The sequence below is a fragment of the Pseudoalteromonas sp. SCSIO 43210 genome (assembly GCF_054133285.1).
The window spans coordinates 2,742,437-2,759,313 of record NZ_CP087225.1 but is presented as its reverse complement, the minus strand read 5'-3'; the positions used below and the strand labels follow the sequence as shown (position 1 = coordinate 2,759,313).

The following is a 16,877-nucleotide window of genomic DNA, read 5'->3' as shown; positions in this document are numbered from 1 at the left end:
ATCCAGTATTATTAAAGGGGTTATTAAAATCCGTCTAATCCTCTGCTTGGAACAATAGTTTCCCAATGTTTACAAGAAGGGCAATTCCAATAAATCGTGTAGCTAGTAAAGCCACAGTGCTGACATTGAAAGTCAGGTTTAGTCGCTATGTAAGAAGTAACCAATTTATCAATTTGATTCAGTACTTCTTTTGTGTTTTTGTTTTGATCACCCATCAATTGCAGTAAAAAACTAAAACCACGAATAGTAGGTTGACGTTTTAAACTATCAGTTAAAAAATCAAAAGCTTTTTTTGTATGCCCTTGCTCAAGCAAAGCTTGGCAGTGTTTTATTTTTATTAATACACCGCCCTTTTCTAACAAGTCACCTACTAGCTCATGAAATTGATGCGTTAAATTTAATTGTTTATAACTATGTGCGAGCTGATCAATAAATAGAGGAGCAAACAAAGTAAATTGAGTAACAAGTTCACGCCAGTAATAAATTGCTTTAACGTAGTCTTCTTTTATATAAGCCAATAAACCTAATTCGTAAAGAGGACGCACTGCTTTATAATTTAAGCTAATTGCTTTTCTCATTAATTGTGGATTATCATCACTCAGAGCAGATTCGCAATAAAAATTAGCAATAGCTTTGAATTGCTGTTCTTTAGAAAATAGTTCGCTATGGGCTTCAAACATATTAATACCTTTTTCCCATTCGCGAGTTTGCGAATACAAAGTTATAATAGGTTCGAGCGCTTCAACATGCCCTGCTTTAACTAGCCAGACTAAATGTTCTTCAGCACCATCAAGTAAACCAGCCATAATATAGTCTTCAGCAAGTTCTAAACGGCTTGTTGCAGCTTGTTGTTCATTTAAGCTTGGGTGTTTTAAAAGTAGTTCATGGATTTTTATTGCGCGGTCTAGTTCACCTCGACGGCGAAACATAGTGGCAAGTGTAGAATAGTGCTCGACTGAATCAGCCGAAACTTCAAGCAAGTTAATTAAATGCTCTAAGCCCTGGTCTTCTTCTCTATCGAGTAAAAACTTTAAGCCTTTACTGTATTCAGAGGTAATCTGACGATTAAGTAAGTGAGCTTGGTTTTTAGCACTGTTTTTCCCCATAATCCAACCGTAACCGGCTGCAACAGGGAGTAATAAAAACAAAAGCTCAATCATAATTAAATGTCTTTATTAGCAGCAAGCTTTTTTTTATCTTCTTCAGGTACTAATAACTTTTTCAACCGATAGTTTTGCCACTTCAATTGTGAAAATAACTTAAAGCTAATAAAAAAACCGATCAAAACACCTAGTAAAAAGCAAATACTTATTATTACAGCTAAAGGTAATGTATTACTGGCAATAATATAATTAATTTGTACTAATTGTGGATTTTGAGAACCCAATACAAATGCGCTAATTAGGCATAGCGCAACCAGAATAATTTTTAAGACCTTAAACAAGTAACTACTCCACTAAGTTAACTAGGCAATACTTTCATTCACGCGGTCGCGTAATTCTTTACCCGGTTTAAAATGAGGTACATGCTTTCCGTCAAGCTCAACTGTATCGCCAGTCTTAGGGTTACGACCTGTGCGAGGAGCACGGAAATGCAAAGAGAAACTACCAAAACCTCTGATCTCAATACGATCTGAAGTAGATAATGAGCCGGCCATTTGTTCAAGAATTTCTTTTACAGCATTCTCAACATCTTTCACTGGAACGTGTGCGTGTTGTTCCGCAAGTGTTTCTATCAATTCTGACTTAGTCATATCGTTTCCTTAAAAAGAAATATAGGAAGGGCAAAAGATGCCCTTCCAACTAAAACTAATTATATATTAGTCTTTTTGTGCATTTGCGAAAGCAGCTGCCATTGCGTTTTCAAACACTGGCTCTTCTTTCTTAAGCTTCTCTAGTACTTCTTTCTCTTCTGCTTCGAAAAGAGCTTTTACAGATAAGCTTAAAGTGCGGTTCTTACGATCAACACCAACGTATTTAACTTCAATTTCGTCGCCTACAGAAACAACAGTAGTTGCATCTTCAACGCGTTCTTGAGCGATATCAGCTACACGGATGTAACCTTCAACGCCTTCGATAAGTTCAACAGTTGCGCCTTTCGCATCAACTTCAGTCACTTTACCTTTAACAATAGCACCTTTTTTGTTTGCATCAAGGTAGTTATTGAATGGGTCAGCTTCGATTTGCTTAACACCTAGAGAGATACGTTCACGCTCTGGGTCAACTTGCAATACGATAGCAGTGATTTCGTCGCCTTTCTTGAATTCACGTACAGCTTCTTCGCCAGGTGTATTCCAAGAAATATCTGAAAGGTGTACAAGACCGTCAATACCACCGTCAAGACCGATAAAGATACCGAAGTCAGTGATTGATTTGATCTTACCAGTAACTTGATCGCCTTTGTTCTGTAGACGAGCAAATTCCTGCCAAGGATTAGCAATACATTGCTTAAGACCAAGAGAAATACGACGACGTTCTTCGTCAATTTCTAAAACCATAACTTCAACAGTGTCGCCAAGGCTTACAACTTTTGAAGGATGGATGTTCTTGTTAGTCCAATCCATTTCAGAAACGTGTACTAAACCTTCAACGCCTTCTTCGATTTCCACGAAACAGCCGTAATCTGTAAGGTTAGTAACACGACCAGAAAGTTTAGAACCTTCTGGGTAACGACCAGCGATAGCTGCCCATGGATCTTCACCAAGCTGTTTAAGGCCTAGAGATACACGAGTTTTATCTTTGTCGAATTTTAGAACTTTAACTGCGATTTCGTCGCCAACATTAACGATTTCTGAAGGGTGTTTAACACGCTTCCAAGCCATATCAGTAATGTGTAGTAGACCATCAACACCACCAAGGTCAACGAATGCACCGTAGTCAGTAAGGTTCTTAACGATACCTTTAACTTCTTGACCTTCAACAAGGTTAGCAAGAAGCTCTTCACGTTCTTGTGAGTTTTCAGATTCGATAACTGCACGACGTGAAACAACAACGTTGTTACGTTTTTGATCAAGCTTGATTACTTTAAATTCAAGCTCTTTGCCTTCAAGGTGAGTTGTGTCACGTACTGGACGAACATCAACAAGTGAACCAGGTAGGAAAGCACGGATTGAATCAACTTCAACTGTGAAACCGCCTTTAACTTTACCGTTGATAACACCGGTAACAGTTTCTTGCTCTTCACATGCTTTCTCAAGACGGATCCACGCTTCGTGACGCTTCGCTTTCTCACGAGAAAGGATAGTTTCACCGAAACCGTCTTCAATTGCATCTAGTGCAACATCTACTTCGTCGCCAACAGCAACTTCAAGTTCACCAGCAGCATTTTTGAACTGCTCTGCAGGGATAGCACTTTCTGATTTAAGACCAGCATCTACAAGTACAATGTTATTCTCGATAGAGATTACTGTACCTTTAACAATAGAGCCTTGCTCTGCTTCAAAACCCTTTAAGCTTTCTTCAAATAACTGCGCAAAATTTTCTGACATACGAATATACGTCTCATATATTAATACCAATAAGCAACCATGCTGCATGGGGTTGTTAAAATAGCACTGGCATCCTGCTGGTGCATAAAATGTGTTTAGCTTCGTTTAGGAAGCTTACCTTCAGATATTGCAACATCTAATAAAGTCATAACTTTATCAAACACTTGCTGAGCATTGAGTTCGCTAGTATCGAGCTCAATAGCATCGTCTGCCGGCACAAGCGGAGCAACGGCACGATTCATATCGCGCTCGTCACGAGCTTGAATGTCCTGTAATAGACCACTCAGTGTAACATCAAGGCCGCGCGTATTCAACTCAACAAAACGCCTACGAGCACGCTCTTCTGCACTTGCTGTTAAATAAATTTTTAACGGCGCATCTTGAAAAACCACAGTCCCCATATCGCGACCATCGGCAATTAAGCCACTTTCAGTACGAAACGCTCGCTGGCGACGTAATAATGCTTCACGAACGCGAGGTAATGCTGCAACCTTTGATGCCGCAGCGCCTACTTCTTCATTACGAATAGTAGTCGTTACATCTTCGCCTTCTAAAATAACTTTTCCTGCATTAGTTTGGCTATCTACCAAAAACTGCACATCTAAATTTGCAGCAAGAGGGACAAGCCCTTCTTCATTGTCTAATGCAATTTGGTGATGAAGTGCAGCTAAAGATAAAACGCGATAAATCGCACCGCTATCTAATACATCCCACCCTAACTTGTCGGCTAACAAGCGACAAACAGTTCCTTTACCTGAACCACTTGGGCCATCAACGGTGATCACGGGCATTAATAACGCCTGCATTTAAACCTCCTGCAATGCACACCTAAATAAACCGCCATATTATACGCCAGTTATAAAAATATATCTGCTATTAGTGTGTAACTTTTTATAATTAGTTATAAAAGCCCTATTCACTGACTGACGCTAAAACATTGAAAAATGTAGGAAATGTCTTATAAGTACACTTTGGATCATTAATCGTTATAGGTTTCCCGCCAACAGCAACCATGGCAAAGCACATGGCTATACGGTGATCGTCGTAGGTATCTATTGCTACATCATTGAAATGTTCAGGTGGTGTAATTTCTATAAAATCATGCCCTTCTACAACTTCTGCACCTACTTTTCTAAGCTCAGTTGCCATTGCATATAAACGGTCTGTTTCTTTTACTCGCCAGTTATAAATGTTACGAATGGCAGTTGGACCTTTAGCAAAAAGAGCAACTGTTGCGAGTGTCATAGCTGCATCAGGAATTGCATTAGCGTCAATATCTACGCCTTTTAATTCGCCTTTGCGAACAACTAAACGCTCATCATACCAATCGATTTTCGCGCCTACTTGCTCCATTACTTTGGCAAAGCCTATATCACCTTGAACCGATTTAGCACCTACACCTTTAATCTCAATTTCACCACCCGCTATCGCAGCTGCAGCAACAAAGTAAGAAGCAGAAGACGCATCCCCTTCAACCATAATTCGATCGAGTGATTGATACTGTTGACCACCTTTAACTTTAAAAGTTGCATAATTACTGTGTTCAACATTAACACCAAAACGTGCCATTACATCAAGCGTAATATCAATATATGGTTTAGAAACCAAGGTACCTTTAATGGTTATATTTGTATCACCACTAAACAAAGGTGCAGCCATTAGTAATGCAGTTAAAAATTGACTTGAAATACTACCGTCAATTTCAACTGAGCCGCCCTTAATTTGCCCACCCATAATCTTAAGTGGTGGATAGTCTTTATGTTTAGTATAAGTAACATCACCACCCAATGCTTGAAGAGCATCAACTAAATGCCCTATTGGACGCTCTTCCATGCGCGGCTCGCCTACTAACTCATATTCACCAGTAACAGCAGCAAGTACAGCCGTTAAAGGTCTGTAAGCAGTGCCGGCATTCCCTAAAAACAATGGCTCGCTAGGCGTTTTAAATACCCCACCAACGCCGTTTACTGTCGCGACTGTTCGCTCATCATTTAAAGTTACATGCACACCTAATAATTTTAAAGCACCTAACATATGGCGTATATCATCGCTATCAAGCAAATTTTCAACAACGGTAGTACCGCTTGCCAGTGCTGCTAAGAGCAAAATCCTATTCGATAAGCTCTTTGAGCCTGGTAGGGTTACCGTGCCATTTACTTTTGTAATTGGTTCTAAACGAAGCTGTTCCATTAACTGTGCTCCTTAGCAAAGGCAGCCATAAAGTCTACTAGGGCTTGAACACCTTCAAGTGGCATGGCGTTATAAATACTCGCACGCATACCGCCTACAATTCGATGCCCTTCAAGTGCAAGTAAACCCGCATCATTGGATTGAGTTACAAACTGCTCATTTAAGCTTTCATCGTTTAGCCAAAAAGGAACATTCATACGTGAACGACAATGCTTAGCGACTATATTTGAGTAAAAGTCAGAATTATCAATAAAATTATACAGTAGCTCAGCTTTTGCAATATTTTGTGTTTCCATGGCTTTTACGCCGCCATTTCTCTCTAACCATTCGAAGACTTCAGCAGCTAAATACCATGCAAAAGTAGGTGGCGTGTTAAACATGCTGCCCTGTTTTGCTTCAAGGGCGTAATCTAAAATACCAGGCTTTGCTAGCCCTTCACGCTCAAGTAGTGTTTTACGAACAATAACGATTGAAATACCCGATGGACCGATATTTTTTTGCGCACCAGCGTAAATTAAATCAAATTTGTTCACGTCTATTTCGCGAGACAAAATAGTCGATGACATATCAGCAACAATCGGCGCAGTTGGGTGACTCGGTACATCAAAAATCTCGAGTCCATCTACCGTTTCGTTAGGGCAATAATGAATGTACGCCGCATCTTCTGGTAATTCCCAGTCAGCAACGTCTTTAATTGAAAATTCACCATCAGCATCATTACGTACATCCGTAAAAGACGTTTGAGTGAACTTATTCGCTTCATCTCTGGCGCTTTTCGACCACACGCCATTCTCGCAATAAAACGCTGTTTTGCCTTCTTGGTGCAAATTTAAAGGAACAGCACTAAATTGGCCACGACCTCCACCGTGCATAAACAACACTTCAAATTCATCACTGATATTCATTAAGCGGCGAAGACTCGCTTCACACTTTGCAGTTAATGCTAAAAACTCTTTGCTGCGATGGCTCATTTCCATTACAGAAACACCCAAGTCTTGCCAATCTAGAAACTCTTTTTGCGCTTTTTTCATAACCGCTTGCGGAAGCATAGCCGGTCCCGCACAAAAATTATATTTACTCATTACCTTTGCCTCATTCCAGTAATTTAACTACTAAGCATGAACGTATAATCCCCATCCACTCAACCTTACGATTTTAATGAATGAATATAATTTCACACTCTATTAATTTTTTTCAACAACATTAAAAAAAGCGGCCAAGGCCGCTTTTTCAATATCAATTATTCTGAAGGAGGATTATCATCCGCTACTTCATCAATAACCGTATCTACAGTTTCAACGTCTTCAATATCAATCAAGTCACTTTGAGTAACTTCAATCTCTTCTATACGTTGTAAACCAACTACTTGCTCTTCGTCAATAGTTCTGATCAAAATAACACCTTGAGTGTTACGTCCAACCGTAGAAACTTCATTAACACGAGTTCGTACTAAGGTACCACGATTTGAAATAATCATTATTTCATCGTTGTCGTCAACTTGCACAGCACCAACAACAGCACCGTTACGTTCACTCACCTTAATTGATACAACACCCTGTGTTGCACGACTCTTCGATGGGTAATCTTCAAGTTGCGTACGCTTACCGTAACCGTTTTCAGTTACCGTCAGAATAGCACCGTCAGTTTTTGGTACAATTAACGATACTACGCGTTGCTCATCTGGCATTTTAATACCACGAACACCTGTAGCAGTACGACCCATAGGACGAACACCTTTGAAGCGAATCTCAGGGTTACCTTCTTCGTCTAATACTGGATTACCGTTTTCATCAACAACCGTTGTTTCTTCAGCTTCTTTAAAACGTACAACTTTACCTGCATCAGTGAACAACATAATTTCGTTGCTACCATCGGTAATATCAACCCCAATCAGGCTATCGCCTTCATTTAAGTTAACAGCAATAATACCGCTTGCACGTTGACGACTGTAAGCCGTTAATGGTGTTTTCTTAACTGTACCAAATGCTGTTGCCATAAAGATGTATTTATCTTCTGCGTACTCGCGTACTGGCAATATAGCGGTAATTCGTTCATCAGCTTCAAGTGGTAACAAGTTAACAATTGGCTTACCGCGCGCTGCACGACTTGCCAGTGGTAACTGATATACTTTAAGCCAATATAAACGCCCGGCCGTAGAGAAACATAAAATAGTATCGTGCGTATTTGCAACGAGTAGACGTTCAATGAAATCTTCATCTTTCATCTTCGTTGCTGATTTACCTTTACCACCACGGCGTTGTGCTTCGTAATCAGACAATGCCTGATATTTCACATAACCTTCGTGAGAAAGCGTTACTACAACGTCTTCTTCGGTAATTAAATCTTCTAAGCTAATATCGTGAGCCGCTGCATTAATTTCAGTACGACGTTCATCGCCGTATTGTGCTTTAATTTCAACTAACTCATCACGAATAACTTCCATTAAACGCTCTGGCGTTGCCAAAATATGTAAAAGCTCAGCAATTAAATCTAATAGTGTTTGATATTCACTCAGGATTTTTTCATGCTCAAGACCTGTTAGCTTGTGTAAGCGTAAATCTAGGATTGCTTGGGCTTGTTGCTCTGAAATAAAATACTGACCGTCGCGAATACCTAAATCAGCAGCGAGCCAATCTGGACGTGCAACATTATCTTCGCCTGCTTTTTCAAGCATTGATTTTACATTACCTAATTCCCACGAACGTGCCGTTAAAGCAACTTTAGCTTCTGCAGGTGTAGGGGATTTACGAATAAGTTCGATAATAGGGTCAATGTTTGCAAGCGCAATAGCTAAACCTTCTAGCATATGTGCACGATCGCGGGCTTTGCGTAAATCAAATACTGTACGACGAGTTACTACTTCACGACGGTGAATAATAAACTCTTCTAGCATTTCTTTTAAGTTGAAACACTTAGGCTGGTTGTTAATTAACGCAACCATATTCATACCAAACACAGTTTGTAACTGAGTCTGCGCATACAAGTTGTTTAAAATAACCTCGCCTACGTCACCTCGTTTGATCTCAATAACGATACGCATACCGTCTTTGTCTGATTCATCACGTAGTGCACTAATACCTTCAATTTTTTTATCTTTAACAAGCTCAGCAATTTTTTCAATTAAGCGTGCTTTGTTAACTTGATAAGGAATTTCGTGAACGATAATTGTTTCACGGCCTGTTTTTTCATCCGTTTCAATCTCAGCACGTGCACGCATGTACACTTTACCACGGCCAGTTTGGTATGCTTGTTCAATACCTTTCTTACCGTTGATAATTGCAGCGGTTGGAAAATCTGGGCCCGGAATATAATCCATTAACTCAGTTATAGTTAATTCAGGATTGATTATAAGCGCTAAACAACCATTAATAACTTCTGTTAAGTTATGTGGTGGGATATTTGTAGCCATACCTACCGCAATACCTGATGATCCGTTAACTAATAAGTTAGGGACCTTTGTTGGTAAAACATCAGGGATTTGTTCTGTGCCGTCGTAGTTAGGAACGAAATCAACCGTTTCTTTTTCAAGATCAGCTAATAGCTCATGCGACATTTTTGCCATACGTACTTCTGTATAACGCATTGCCGCAGCTGAATCGCCATCAACCGAACCGAAGTTACCTTGGCCATCTACAAGCATATAACGTAGTGAGAATGGCTGAGCCATACGAACTATCGTGTCATAAACTGCACTGTCGCCGTGTGGGTGGTATTTACCGATTACGTCACCGACCACACGGGCCGATTTTTTGTAAGGCTTGTTCCAGTCATTACTAAGCTCGTTCATTGCAAACAAAACGCGGCGATGAACAGGTTTTAAGCCGTCACGTACGTCTGGTAATGCACGTCCTACAATTACGCTCATCGCGTAATCTAAGTAGGAGTTTTTTAACTCGTCTTCAATATTGACTGGCAGAATTTCATTGGCGAGATCAGTCATTTGATATCACATTCCTTCAGTATCAGCTCTCAACGACCCGGTATTGGGGATTAAGAGTATTGTTATTATTTCTAACAGCCATGCTATCACAATTAATTTTAATTTACAGGCGCAAAACTTTGCGATTTATCAATTTAGCCCTATATAATGGCCTCAGATTGACGAGGAAGTATTTTATGACCGAACATCAAAATGTAGATCACGCAGAAATAGCAAAATTTGAAGCCATCGCCGAGCGTTGGTGGGACCTAGACGGAGAATTCAAACCTCTTCACGAAATTAACCCGTTACGTTTAGACTTTATAGCAAACAAAACGCAAGGCTTATTCGATAAAGAAACACTCGACGTTGGCTGTGGTGGCGGTATTTTAAGCCAAAGCATGGCGCGCATGGGCGCAAAAGTAACTGGCATCGACATGGGGCAAGAGCCTTTAAGTGTTGCTAAGTTGCACAGTTTAGAAACTGGCGTAAATGTAGATTATATAAAAGTGCCTGCAGAAGAGTTTGCTTCACAAAATCCAGAGCGCTTTGATGTAATAACCTGTATGGAAATGCTTGAGCACGTTCCCGACCCGGCATCTATCATTCATGCCGTAGCCGCACTAGCCAAACCAGGCGCAGACGTGTTTTTTTCAACCCTGAACAAAACACCTAAAGCATACTTATACGCTATTGTTGGTGCTGAAAAGCTTTTAAAAATGGTGCCTGAAGGTACACACGACCATAAAAAGTTTATAAAACCTGCACAGCTCATTGCATGGGCAGAGCAAGCGGGTTTAAAAGTTCGTGCAAGTACAGGCCTTTCTTATAACCCACTATCAAAGCAATATACGCTTAATAACGACGTTAGCGTAAATTACATACTTTATTTTGAGAAGTTAGCTTAATGGCTAACTCTCAAGCCCCCCACCCCCTTATTGAGTACGATGCATTTTTATTTGATTTAGACGGCACCCTACTCGACACTGCGGATGATTTAGGTGCCGCTTTAAACGCGGTGCTTATTAGCAATAAAATAGAGCCTGTTAGTAGTGATATATACCGTCCTGCTGCATCTAACGGCGCTGGCGCATTATTAGAGGCTGGTTTTAAAGCGTTATGGGACAAACAACCCCAAAGCGAGCTTATAAAGCAATTAGTTGACGAGTACGCTGCAAACATAGCAAATCACACACGCTGCTTCAGCGGAGTTGAATCGTTACTTATCGCCCTAGATCATAAAAAGATCAAATGGGGGATCATGACTAACAAACCAGGGTTTTTAACCGATCCTTTAGTTGCAGCTATTCCTGCTTTAAAAAATGCCAGTGTAGTAATAAGTGGTGACACTTTAGCAGAGGCTAAGCCATCACCTTTACCACTGCTACATTGTGCAAAGCTTATGCAAGTACAGCCAAAGCGTTGTTTATACATTGGTGATGCACAGCGTGACATACAAGCAGGCAAAGCAGCAGGTATGCATACCGCGACTGCACTTTGGGGTTACATTCCCAGTGAAGATGAGGCATTAAGCTGGAAAGCCAATTTAAACTGGCTAAGTCCAATTGATGGTTTTAACCATATATAGTGCTATGTTAATTAATAAACACTATATATTGTGATTGTGTTAGTTTTTAGGCAAAGCTTGCTGATAAAAAAAGCAGTCAAAATTTATTTTTTAAATGCGTAAATTTAGCAGATCATTAGTTGATTTTTGCATATTTCAACTTAAATGATTGTTCGAAGGTGAGTGTCTACTAACACAAATGCGTTATCCCAAAGTTATCCACAAACAGGGGCAATTATGTCCCTTGCAAAACAATGCAGACCACACTATCTTGTGATCTCTAAATTGAACAACACCAGATATTGTGGCCAAATGTTATTCAATTAAATTCACTAATTTGGTGAAACCTATAATAAATGAGCACTACACCTTGCTAATTTGAGGTGTAAACATTGGTCAAAATACATAATCCCCAAGGAATACAGGCAAAGCTATGAACCAACAGTTATCTGTAAGCAAACGTGACGGGCGTAAAGAGCCGCTTGATCTTGATAAGATCCATCGCGTTATTGAATGGGCCGCCGAAGGTTTAAATAACGTTTCGGTTTCGCAAGTTGAATTAAAATCACACATTCAATTTTACGATGGTATTCGTACCAAAGATATTCACGAAACCATTATTAAAGCAGCTGCAGATCAGATTTCAAAAGAATCGCCAGATTACCAGTATTTATCAGCGCGTTTAGCTGTATTCCACCTACGTAAAAAAGCCTATGGCCAATTTGAGCCACCACGTTTATTTGATCATGTAACTAAAATGGTTGAAGACAAACGCTATGATGCTCACTTATTAGTAGATTATACAGAGCAAGAGTTAGATGAGCTTGATGCGTACCTTGATCATTCTCGCGATCTTAACTTCAGCTACGCTGCTGTAAAACAGCTTGAAGGTAAGTACCTCGTTCAAAACCGTGTAACAGGTGAAATTTACGAAAGCGCACAGTTTTTATATATTTTAGTAGCGGCAAGTTTATTTGCTGACTACCCACGTGAAACGCGTACTAATTACATTAAACGTTTTTATGATGCGGTATCGTTATTTAAGATTTCATTGCCTACACCAATAATGGCAGGTGTTCGTACCCCTACTCGTCAATTTAGCTCATGTGTATTAATTGAATGTGGCGACAGCCTCGATTCAATCAATGCAACATCATCAGCTATTGTTAAGTACGTTTCACAACGTGCGGGTATTGGTATTAACGCAGGTCGAATTCGTGCGCTAGGTAGCCATATTCGTAATGGCGAAGCGTATCACACTGGTTGTATTCCTTTTTATAAGCACTTTCAAACAGCGGTTAAAAGTTGTTCGCAAGGTGGTGTACGTGGCGGCGCTGCAACATTGTTCTACCCGCTTTGGCACCTAGAAGTAGAAAACCTACTGGTACTTAAAAATAATCGTGGTGTAGAGGACAACCGTGTTCGTCACCTAGATTACGGCGTACAATTTAATAAATTAATGTATTCTCGTTTAATTAAAGACGATTACATTACGTTATTTAGCCCATCAGATGTGCCTGGCCTTTATGATGCATTTTTTGAAGACCAAGCAGAATTTGATGCGCTTTACGTCAAATACGAACAAGACGAGTCTATCCGTAAAAAGCGTATCAAAGCCATTGAGCTTTTCTCTATGTTTGCCCAAGAACGTGCAAGTACTGGTCGTATTTACTTACAAAATGTGGATCACTGTAATACACACAGCCCGTTCATTGCTAAAGTTGCGCCTATTCGCCAATCTAACTTATGTTTAGAAATTGCATTGCCAACTAAGCCACTTAATAACGTAAATGACGAAGAAGGCGAAATTGCCCTTTGTACACTTTCTGCGTTTAACTTAGGTGCAATAGAATCACTTGATGAGCTTGAAGAATTAGCTGAGCTTGCTGTACGTGCACTTGATAACTTACTTGATTTCCAAGACTACCCTGTACCGGCAGCTAAAAATGCAACTATGGGACGCCGTACGTTAGGAATAGGTGTAATTAACTACGCATACTACCTAGCTAAAAACGGTAAACGTTATTCAGATGGCAGCGCGAACGCCCTGACTCACAAAACATTTGAAGCGATTCAATACTACTTGATGAAAGCATCTAACGAGCTTGCTAAAGAGCGTGGTGCATGTCCTAAGTTTAACGAAACAACGTACTCTCAAGGCATTATGCCAACTGATACGTACAAACGTGATTTAGATAAGATTTGTGATGAACCACTTCATCTTGATTGGGATACATTACGTGCAAACATTAAAGAGCACGGCATGCGTAACTCAACATTAAGTGCGTTAATGCCATCAGAAACATCGTCGCAAATCTCTAACGCTACAAACGGTATTGAGCCTCCACGTGGTCATATTAGTGTTAAAGCAAGCAAAGATGGTATTTTAAAACAAGTAGTTCCTGAGTATGAACGCTTAAAAAATAACTATGAGTTATTATGGGATATCCCATCAAACGATGGTTACTTACAGCTTGTAGGCATAATGCAAAAATTTGTTGACCAAACAATCTCAGCAAACACAAATTATGATCCAAACAAGTTCGAAGGCGGTAAAGTACCTATGCAAGTCTTATTAAAAGACTTACTGAGCGCATACAAACTGGGCGTTAAAACGTTGTACTATCACAACACCCGTGATGGCGCATCAGATTCACAAGAAGACACTCCAGAAGTGGAAGATGATGATTGTGAAGGCGGCGCGTGTAAAATATAGTTACTAATTTTTATTTTAAGCGGGCATTTAGCCCGCTTTTTCTGATAGTTTTTTTGAGTGATAAACATGTCTTATACTACTTTTAGCCGAAACCATAATAACCAAATGCAAGAGCCAATGTTTTTTGGCCAAACAGTTAACGTATCTCGTTACGACCAACAAAAGTACCCTATCTTTGAAAAGCTAATCGAAAAACAATTGTCTTTCTTTTGGCGTCCTGAGGAAGTGGACGTAAGTAAAGACCGTTTAGACTTTCAGGCATTACCAGATCACGAAAAGCACATATTTTTAAGTAACTTAAAATACCAAACATTACTTGATAGTGTACAAGGGCGTTCACCAAACGTAGCCCTACTGCCTATCGTATCGCTACCAGAACTTGAAACATGGATAGAAACATGGGCATTTAGTGAAACAATTCACAGCCGCTCATACACACATATTATCCGTAACGTAACACAAGCACCTGAGCTTATTTTTGATGACATTGTTAGCAACGATAAAATTAGCGAACGTGCTGATGCGGTAACAAAATATTACGATGACCTAATTAACTCTGTATCACTTTACAATTTATACGGTGAAGGAAAACACGAAATTAACGGTAAAACCGTTATCGTGAATTTATTTGAGCTTAAAAAGAAACTTTACCTTGCAATGATGTCGGTAAATATTTTAGAGGCGATTCGTTTTTACGTAAGCTTTGCATGTTCGTTTGCGTTTGCTGAGCGTGAACTGATGGAAGGTAACGCTAAAATCATCAAGCTTATTGCGCGCGATGAAGCACTGCATCTTTCGGGTACTCAGCATATTTTAAATATTATGCAAGACGGTAAAGACGACCCAGAAATGGCGATTGTTGCCGCTCAGTGCCGAGACGAAGCAATTAAAATGTTTGTTGAAGCCGCAGAGCAAGAAAAAGAATGGGCAGAATACCTGTTTAAAGATGGCTCAATGATTGGTTTAAATAAACATATTTTATGTCAGTACGTTGAATACATAACCAACGCCCGTATGACTGCGATTGGCTTACCTGCACAGTTTGAAAACAACAGTAACCCTATTCCATGGATCAACTCATGGCTCGTGTCTGATAATGTACAAGTAGCACCACAAGAAGCAGAAATAAGCTCATACCTTGTTGGTCAAATAGACTCTCAAGTTGATGCATCAGAATTTGGTGATTTTGATTTATAATGAGTGACAAGTCTACTGCAAGCATAACGCTTGCAGAAAACAGCCAGTGTATAGAATTTAATACTGGCTGCCCTTCTCTTTTACACTGCTTAGAATCCATGAAAATAGACGTCGCATTCCAATGCCGTGAAGGCTACTGTGGAGCTTGCAGAGCTACTTTAGTGTCTGGCAGTGTTGAGTATAACGAAGAGCCACTTGCGTTTGTGCGAGAAGGCGAAATATTGTTGTGCTGCTGTAAACCCAATGGCGATATAAGTATTAATTTAAAGTAATCTGCTGACAAATAAAAAGCCAATAATGAAAACATTATTGGCTTTTTGCTCAAGCTGCATTACGGCTAAATTTTGGAATATTATTTTTCTTTCAAATAAACGGTTTTCTTCTCTAGATATTGCTCTAGACCAAATTTACCATCTTCGCCGCCAAAGCCGCTCTGTTTCCAGCCATTATGAAAACCTTGGTGCTGCTCACCCATACCACGGTTAATATAAACTTCACCCACTTCTAATTCGTTAATGGCTTTATTAATATCGAAAAAGTTTTGCGTAAATATATAAGCGCTTAAGCCATAAATACTGTCGTTGCAGTATTCAATCGCTTGCTCCATATCTTTAACTTTAACAATAGGGAGTACTGGGCCAAAAGTTTCTTCGTGCACTGCAATGTTATCTTGCTTAACGTCTACAAGTAACGTGGGTTCGTACCAACAACCGCCTTCAAAACCCTCAACAGAAGCAACTTTACCACCAGTGGCGACAGAAGCGCCTTGTTGAATGCTTTGTTGAACTATGTGATCAATGTTGTCTATTTCGCGTTGATTACATTTAGGACCCATTTGCGTATCTGGGTTCATAGGATCTCCAACACGAAGTGCTTTTACAGCTGGTATAAATTTAGCCATAAACGCATCGTACACAGACTCTTGAACATATAAACGCTCAACACAGGTGCATACTTGCCCGCAGTTAGCAAAACGACCCCAAAGCGCACCTTCAACAGCCTCATCAAGGTCGGCATCGGCCATAACAACCATTGGGGCTTTACCGCCAAGTTCAAGCATTACAGGCGTCATGTATTCTGCGCTAGTTTTGTAGATTTGCTTACCTGCAGCAGTAGAGCCTGTCATGGTGATCATTTTAGTAATTGGGCTTTCACACAATGCTTGGCCAACAACAGAACCTGATCCATTAATAACGTTTAGCACGCCAGCAGGAATACCCGCTTCGTTTGCTAAACGACCTAGCTCGGTGGTTGCTAAAGGTGTTTCTTGAGTAGGTTTTAATACAATAGAGTTACCTGTGATCAACGCAGGTCCAATTTTACGACCAGCCAATGCCAACGGAAAATTCCACGCAGTAATACCAACAACTACGCCTCGTGGCACTTTATGAATGTATATTTTTTCATCATCGTTATCTGAAGGTAAAATATCGCCTTCAATAGTAAGTGCATGGTCGCATGCATAGTCAATAAAAGTCGCTGTTACGTCGACTTCCATTTGTGCAACTGATAGTAATTTACCTTGCTCTGCAACAAGCATTGGCGCAAGAATATCTTTATTTTCACGAATTTTATTAGCAAACACACGCAATATATTTTGACGTGTGCGAGCTGTCAATTTAGCCCACTTTTTCTGCCCTACATTCGCTGATTCAAGTGCATACTGCGCATCTTCTATACAGCCTTTTGGTATTTCACCAATTTTTTTACCTGTAGATGGGCTTAATATTTCAATCGTGCCACTTGCTTTAGAAGCAACATATTCGCCATTTATAAAATTCACATTATTATGAAAGTTCAT

Annotated in this window: 14 protein-coding genes; 5 read left to right on the top strand and 9 right to left on the bottom strand. The window is 39.9% G+C overall.

The features are described from left to right. Window positions 1-23: 23 nt before the first annotated feature. From lapB to gyrA, 8 genes are all read right to left on the bottom strand, one after another. Window positions 24-1,160 carry a lipopolysaccharide assembly protein LapB gene (gene lapB, locus LOS73_RS11780; RefSeq protein ID WP_149614875.1) on the bottom strand — a complete coding sequence of 379 codons (1,137 nt, stop codon included), beginning with the start codon at window positions 1,158-1,160 and terminating at the stop codon, window positions 24-26. 2 nt (window positions 1,161-1,162) lie between these two features. Then, entirely contained in the window at window positions 1,163-1,444 is a 282-nt protein-coding gene (locus LOS73_RS11775; protein ID WP_007376596.1) for a lipopolysaccharide assembly protein LapA domain-containing protein, read from the bottom strand. A gap of 21 nt (window positions 1,445-1,465) precedes the next feature. Then, window positions 1,466-1,753: an integration host factor subunit beta gene (gene ihfB, locus LOS73_RS11770; protein ID WP_007376597.1), complete on the bottom strand. Its 288-nt coding sequence runs from the start codon at window positions 1,751-1,753 to the stop codon at window positions 1,466-1,468. 66 nt (window positions 1,754-1,819) lie between these two features. Further along, window positions 1,820-3,487, bottom strand: a complete 1,668-nt coding sequence (gene rpsA / locus LOS73_RS11765; protein WP_002961176.1) for a 30S ribosomal protein S1 — start codon at window positions 3,485-3,487, stop codon at window positions 1,820-1,822. 95 nt (window positions 3,488-3,582) lie between these two features. Next, entirely contained in the window at window positions 3,583-4,293 is a 711-nt protein-coding gene (gene cmk / locus LOS73_RS11760) for a (d)CMP kinase (RefSeq protein ID WP_007376598.1), read from the bottom strand. Window positions 4,294-4,399: 106 nt separating this feature from the next. Next, window positions 4,400-5,677 (bottom strand): 3-phosphoshikimate 1-carboxyvinyltransferase, encoded by a 1,278-nt coding sequence (aroA, locus tag LOS73_RS11755; RefSeq protein WP_008139215.1) that lies wholly within the window; start codon window positions 5,675-5,677, stop codon window positions 4,400-4,402. Next, window positions 5,677-6,759 carry a 3-phosphoserine/phosphohydroxythreonine transaminase gene (serC, locus tag LOS73_RS11750; protein WP_033016435.1) on the bottom strand — a complete coding sequence of 361 codons (1,083 nt, stop codon included), beginning with the start codon at window positions 6,757-6,759 and terminating at the stop codon, window positions 5,677-5,679. The genes aroA and serC overlap by 1 nt, the downstream gene beginning before the upstream one ends. Before the next feature lie 158 nt (window positions 6,760-6,917). After that, window positions 6,918-9,617, bottom strand: a complete 2,700-nt coding sequence (gene gyrA, locus LOS73_RS11745) for a DNA gyrase subunit A (protein ID WP_007376601.1) — start codon at window positions 9,615-9,617, stop codon at window positions 6,918-6,920. 176 nt (window positions 9,618-9,793) lie between these two features. Between gyrA and ubiG the strand changes: the two genes are divergently transcribed. From ubiG to yfaE, 5 genes are all read left to right on the top strand, one after another. Next, window positions 9,794-10,504: a bifunctional 2-polyprenyl-6-hydroxyphenol methylase/3-demethylubiquinol 3-O-methyltransferase UbiG gene (gene ubiG, locus LOS73_RS11740; RefSeq protein WP_457933697.1), complete on the top strand. Its 711-nt coding sequence runs from the start codon at window positions 9,794-9,796 to the stop codon at window positions 10,502-10,504. After that, window positions 10,504-11,184 (top strand): HAD family hydrolase, encoded by a 681-nt coding sequence (locus LOS73_RS11735; RefSeq protein ID WP_033031672.1) that lies wholly within the window; start codon window positions 10,504-10,506, stop codon window positions 11,182-11,184. The genes ubiG and LOS73_RS11735 overlap by 1 nt, the downstream gene beginning before the upstream one ends. A gap of 412 nt (window positions 11,185-11,596) precedes the next feature. After that, window positions 11,597-13,879 (top strand): class 1a ribonucleoside-diphosphate reductase subunit alpha, encoded by a 2,283-nt coding sequence (nrdA, locus tag LOS73_RS11730; RefSeq protein ID WP_008139207.1) that lies wholly within the window; start codon window positions 11,597-11,599, stop codon window positions 13,877-13,879. 66 nt (window positions 13,880-13,945) lie between these two features. Continuing rightward, complete coding sequence (gene nrdB / locus LOS73_RS11725) at window positions 13,946-15,076, top strand: class Ia ribonucleoside-diphosphate reductase subunit beta (RefSeq protein WP_007376605.1); 1,131 nt, start codon at window positions 13,946-13,948, stop codon at window positions 15,074-15,076. Further along, on the top strand, window positions 15,076-15,348 hold the full coding sequence (gene yfaE, locus LOS73_RS11720; protein ID WP_008139206.1) for a class I ribonucleotide reductase maintenance protein YfaE: 273 nt from the start codon (window positions 15,076-15,078) through the stop codon (window positions 15,346-15,348). Before nrdB ends, yfaE begins: the two co-directional genes overlap by 1 nt. 80 nt (window positions 15,349-15,428) lie before the next feature. Here the strand turns inward: yfaE and aldA are convergent, their stop codons facing one another. Further along, complete coding sequence (aldA, locus tag LOS73_RS11715; RefSeq protein WP_007376607.1) at window positions 15,429-16,877, bottom strand: aldehyde dehydrogenase; 1,449 nt, start codon at window positions 16,875-16,877, stop codon at window positions 15,429-15,431.

Bases quoted from the DNA above. Each gene is read 5' to 3' on its own strand.
- lapB (WP_149614875.1), bottom strand. From the start codon at position 1,160: ATGATTGAGCTTTTGTTTTTATTACTCCCTGTTGCAGCCGGTTACGGT.
- ihfB (WP_007376597.1), bottom strand. From the start codon at position 1,753: ATGACTAAGTCAGAATTGATAGAAACACTTGCGGAACAACACGCACAC.
- rpsA (WP_002961176.1), bottom strand. From the start codon at position 3,487: ATGTCAGAAAATTTTGCGCAGTTATTTGAAGAAAGCTTAAAGGGTTTT.
- cmk (WP_007376598.1), bottom strand. From the start codon at position 4,293: ATGCAGGCGTTATTAATGCCCGTGATCACCGTTGATGGCCCAAGTGGT.
- aroA (WP_008139215.1), bottom strand. From the start codon at position 5,677: ATGGAACAGCTTCGTTTAGAACCAATTACAAAAGTAAATGGCACGGTA.
- serC (WP_033016435.1), bottom strand. From the start codon at position 6,759: ATGAGTAAATATAATTTTTGTGCGGGACCGGCTATGCTTCCGCAAGCG.
- gyrA (WP_007376601.1), bottom strand. From the start codon at position 9,617: ATGACTGATCTCGCCAATGAAATTCTGCCAGTCAATATTGAAGACGAG.
- ubiG (WP_457933697.1), top strand. From the start codon at position 9,794: ATGACCGAACATCAAAATGTAGATCACGCAGAAATAGCAAAATTTGAA.
- LOS73_RS11735 (WP_033031672.1), top strand. From the start codon at position 10,504: ATGGCTAACTCTCAAGCCCCCCACCCCCTTATTGAGTACGATGCATTT.
- nrdA (WP_008139207.1), top strand. From the start codon at position 11,597: ATGAACCAACAGTTATCTGTAAGCAAACGTGACGGGCGTAAAGAGCCG.
- nrdB (WP_007376605.1), top strand. From the start codon at position 13,946: ATGTCTTATACTACTTTTAGCCGAAACCATAATAACCAAATGCAAGAG.
- yfaE (WP_008139206.1), top strand. From the start codon at position 15,076: ATGAGTGACAAGTCTACTGCAAGCATAACGCTTGCAGAAAACAGCCAG.
- aldA (WP_007376607.1), bottom strand. From the start codon at position 16,877: ATGAACTTTCATAATAATGTGAATTTTATAAATGGCGAATATGTTGCT.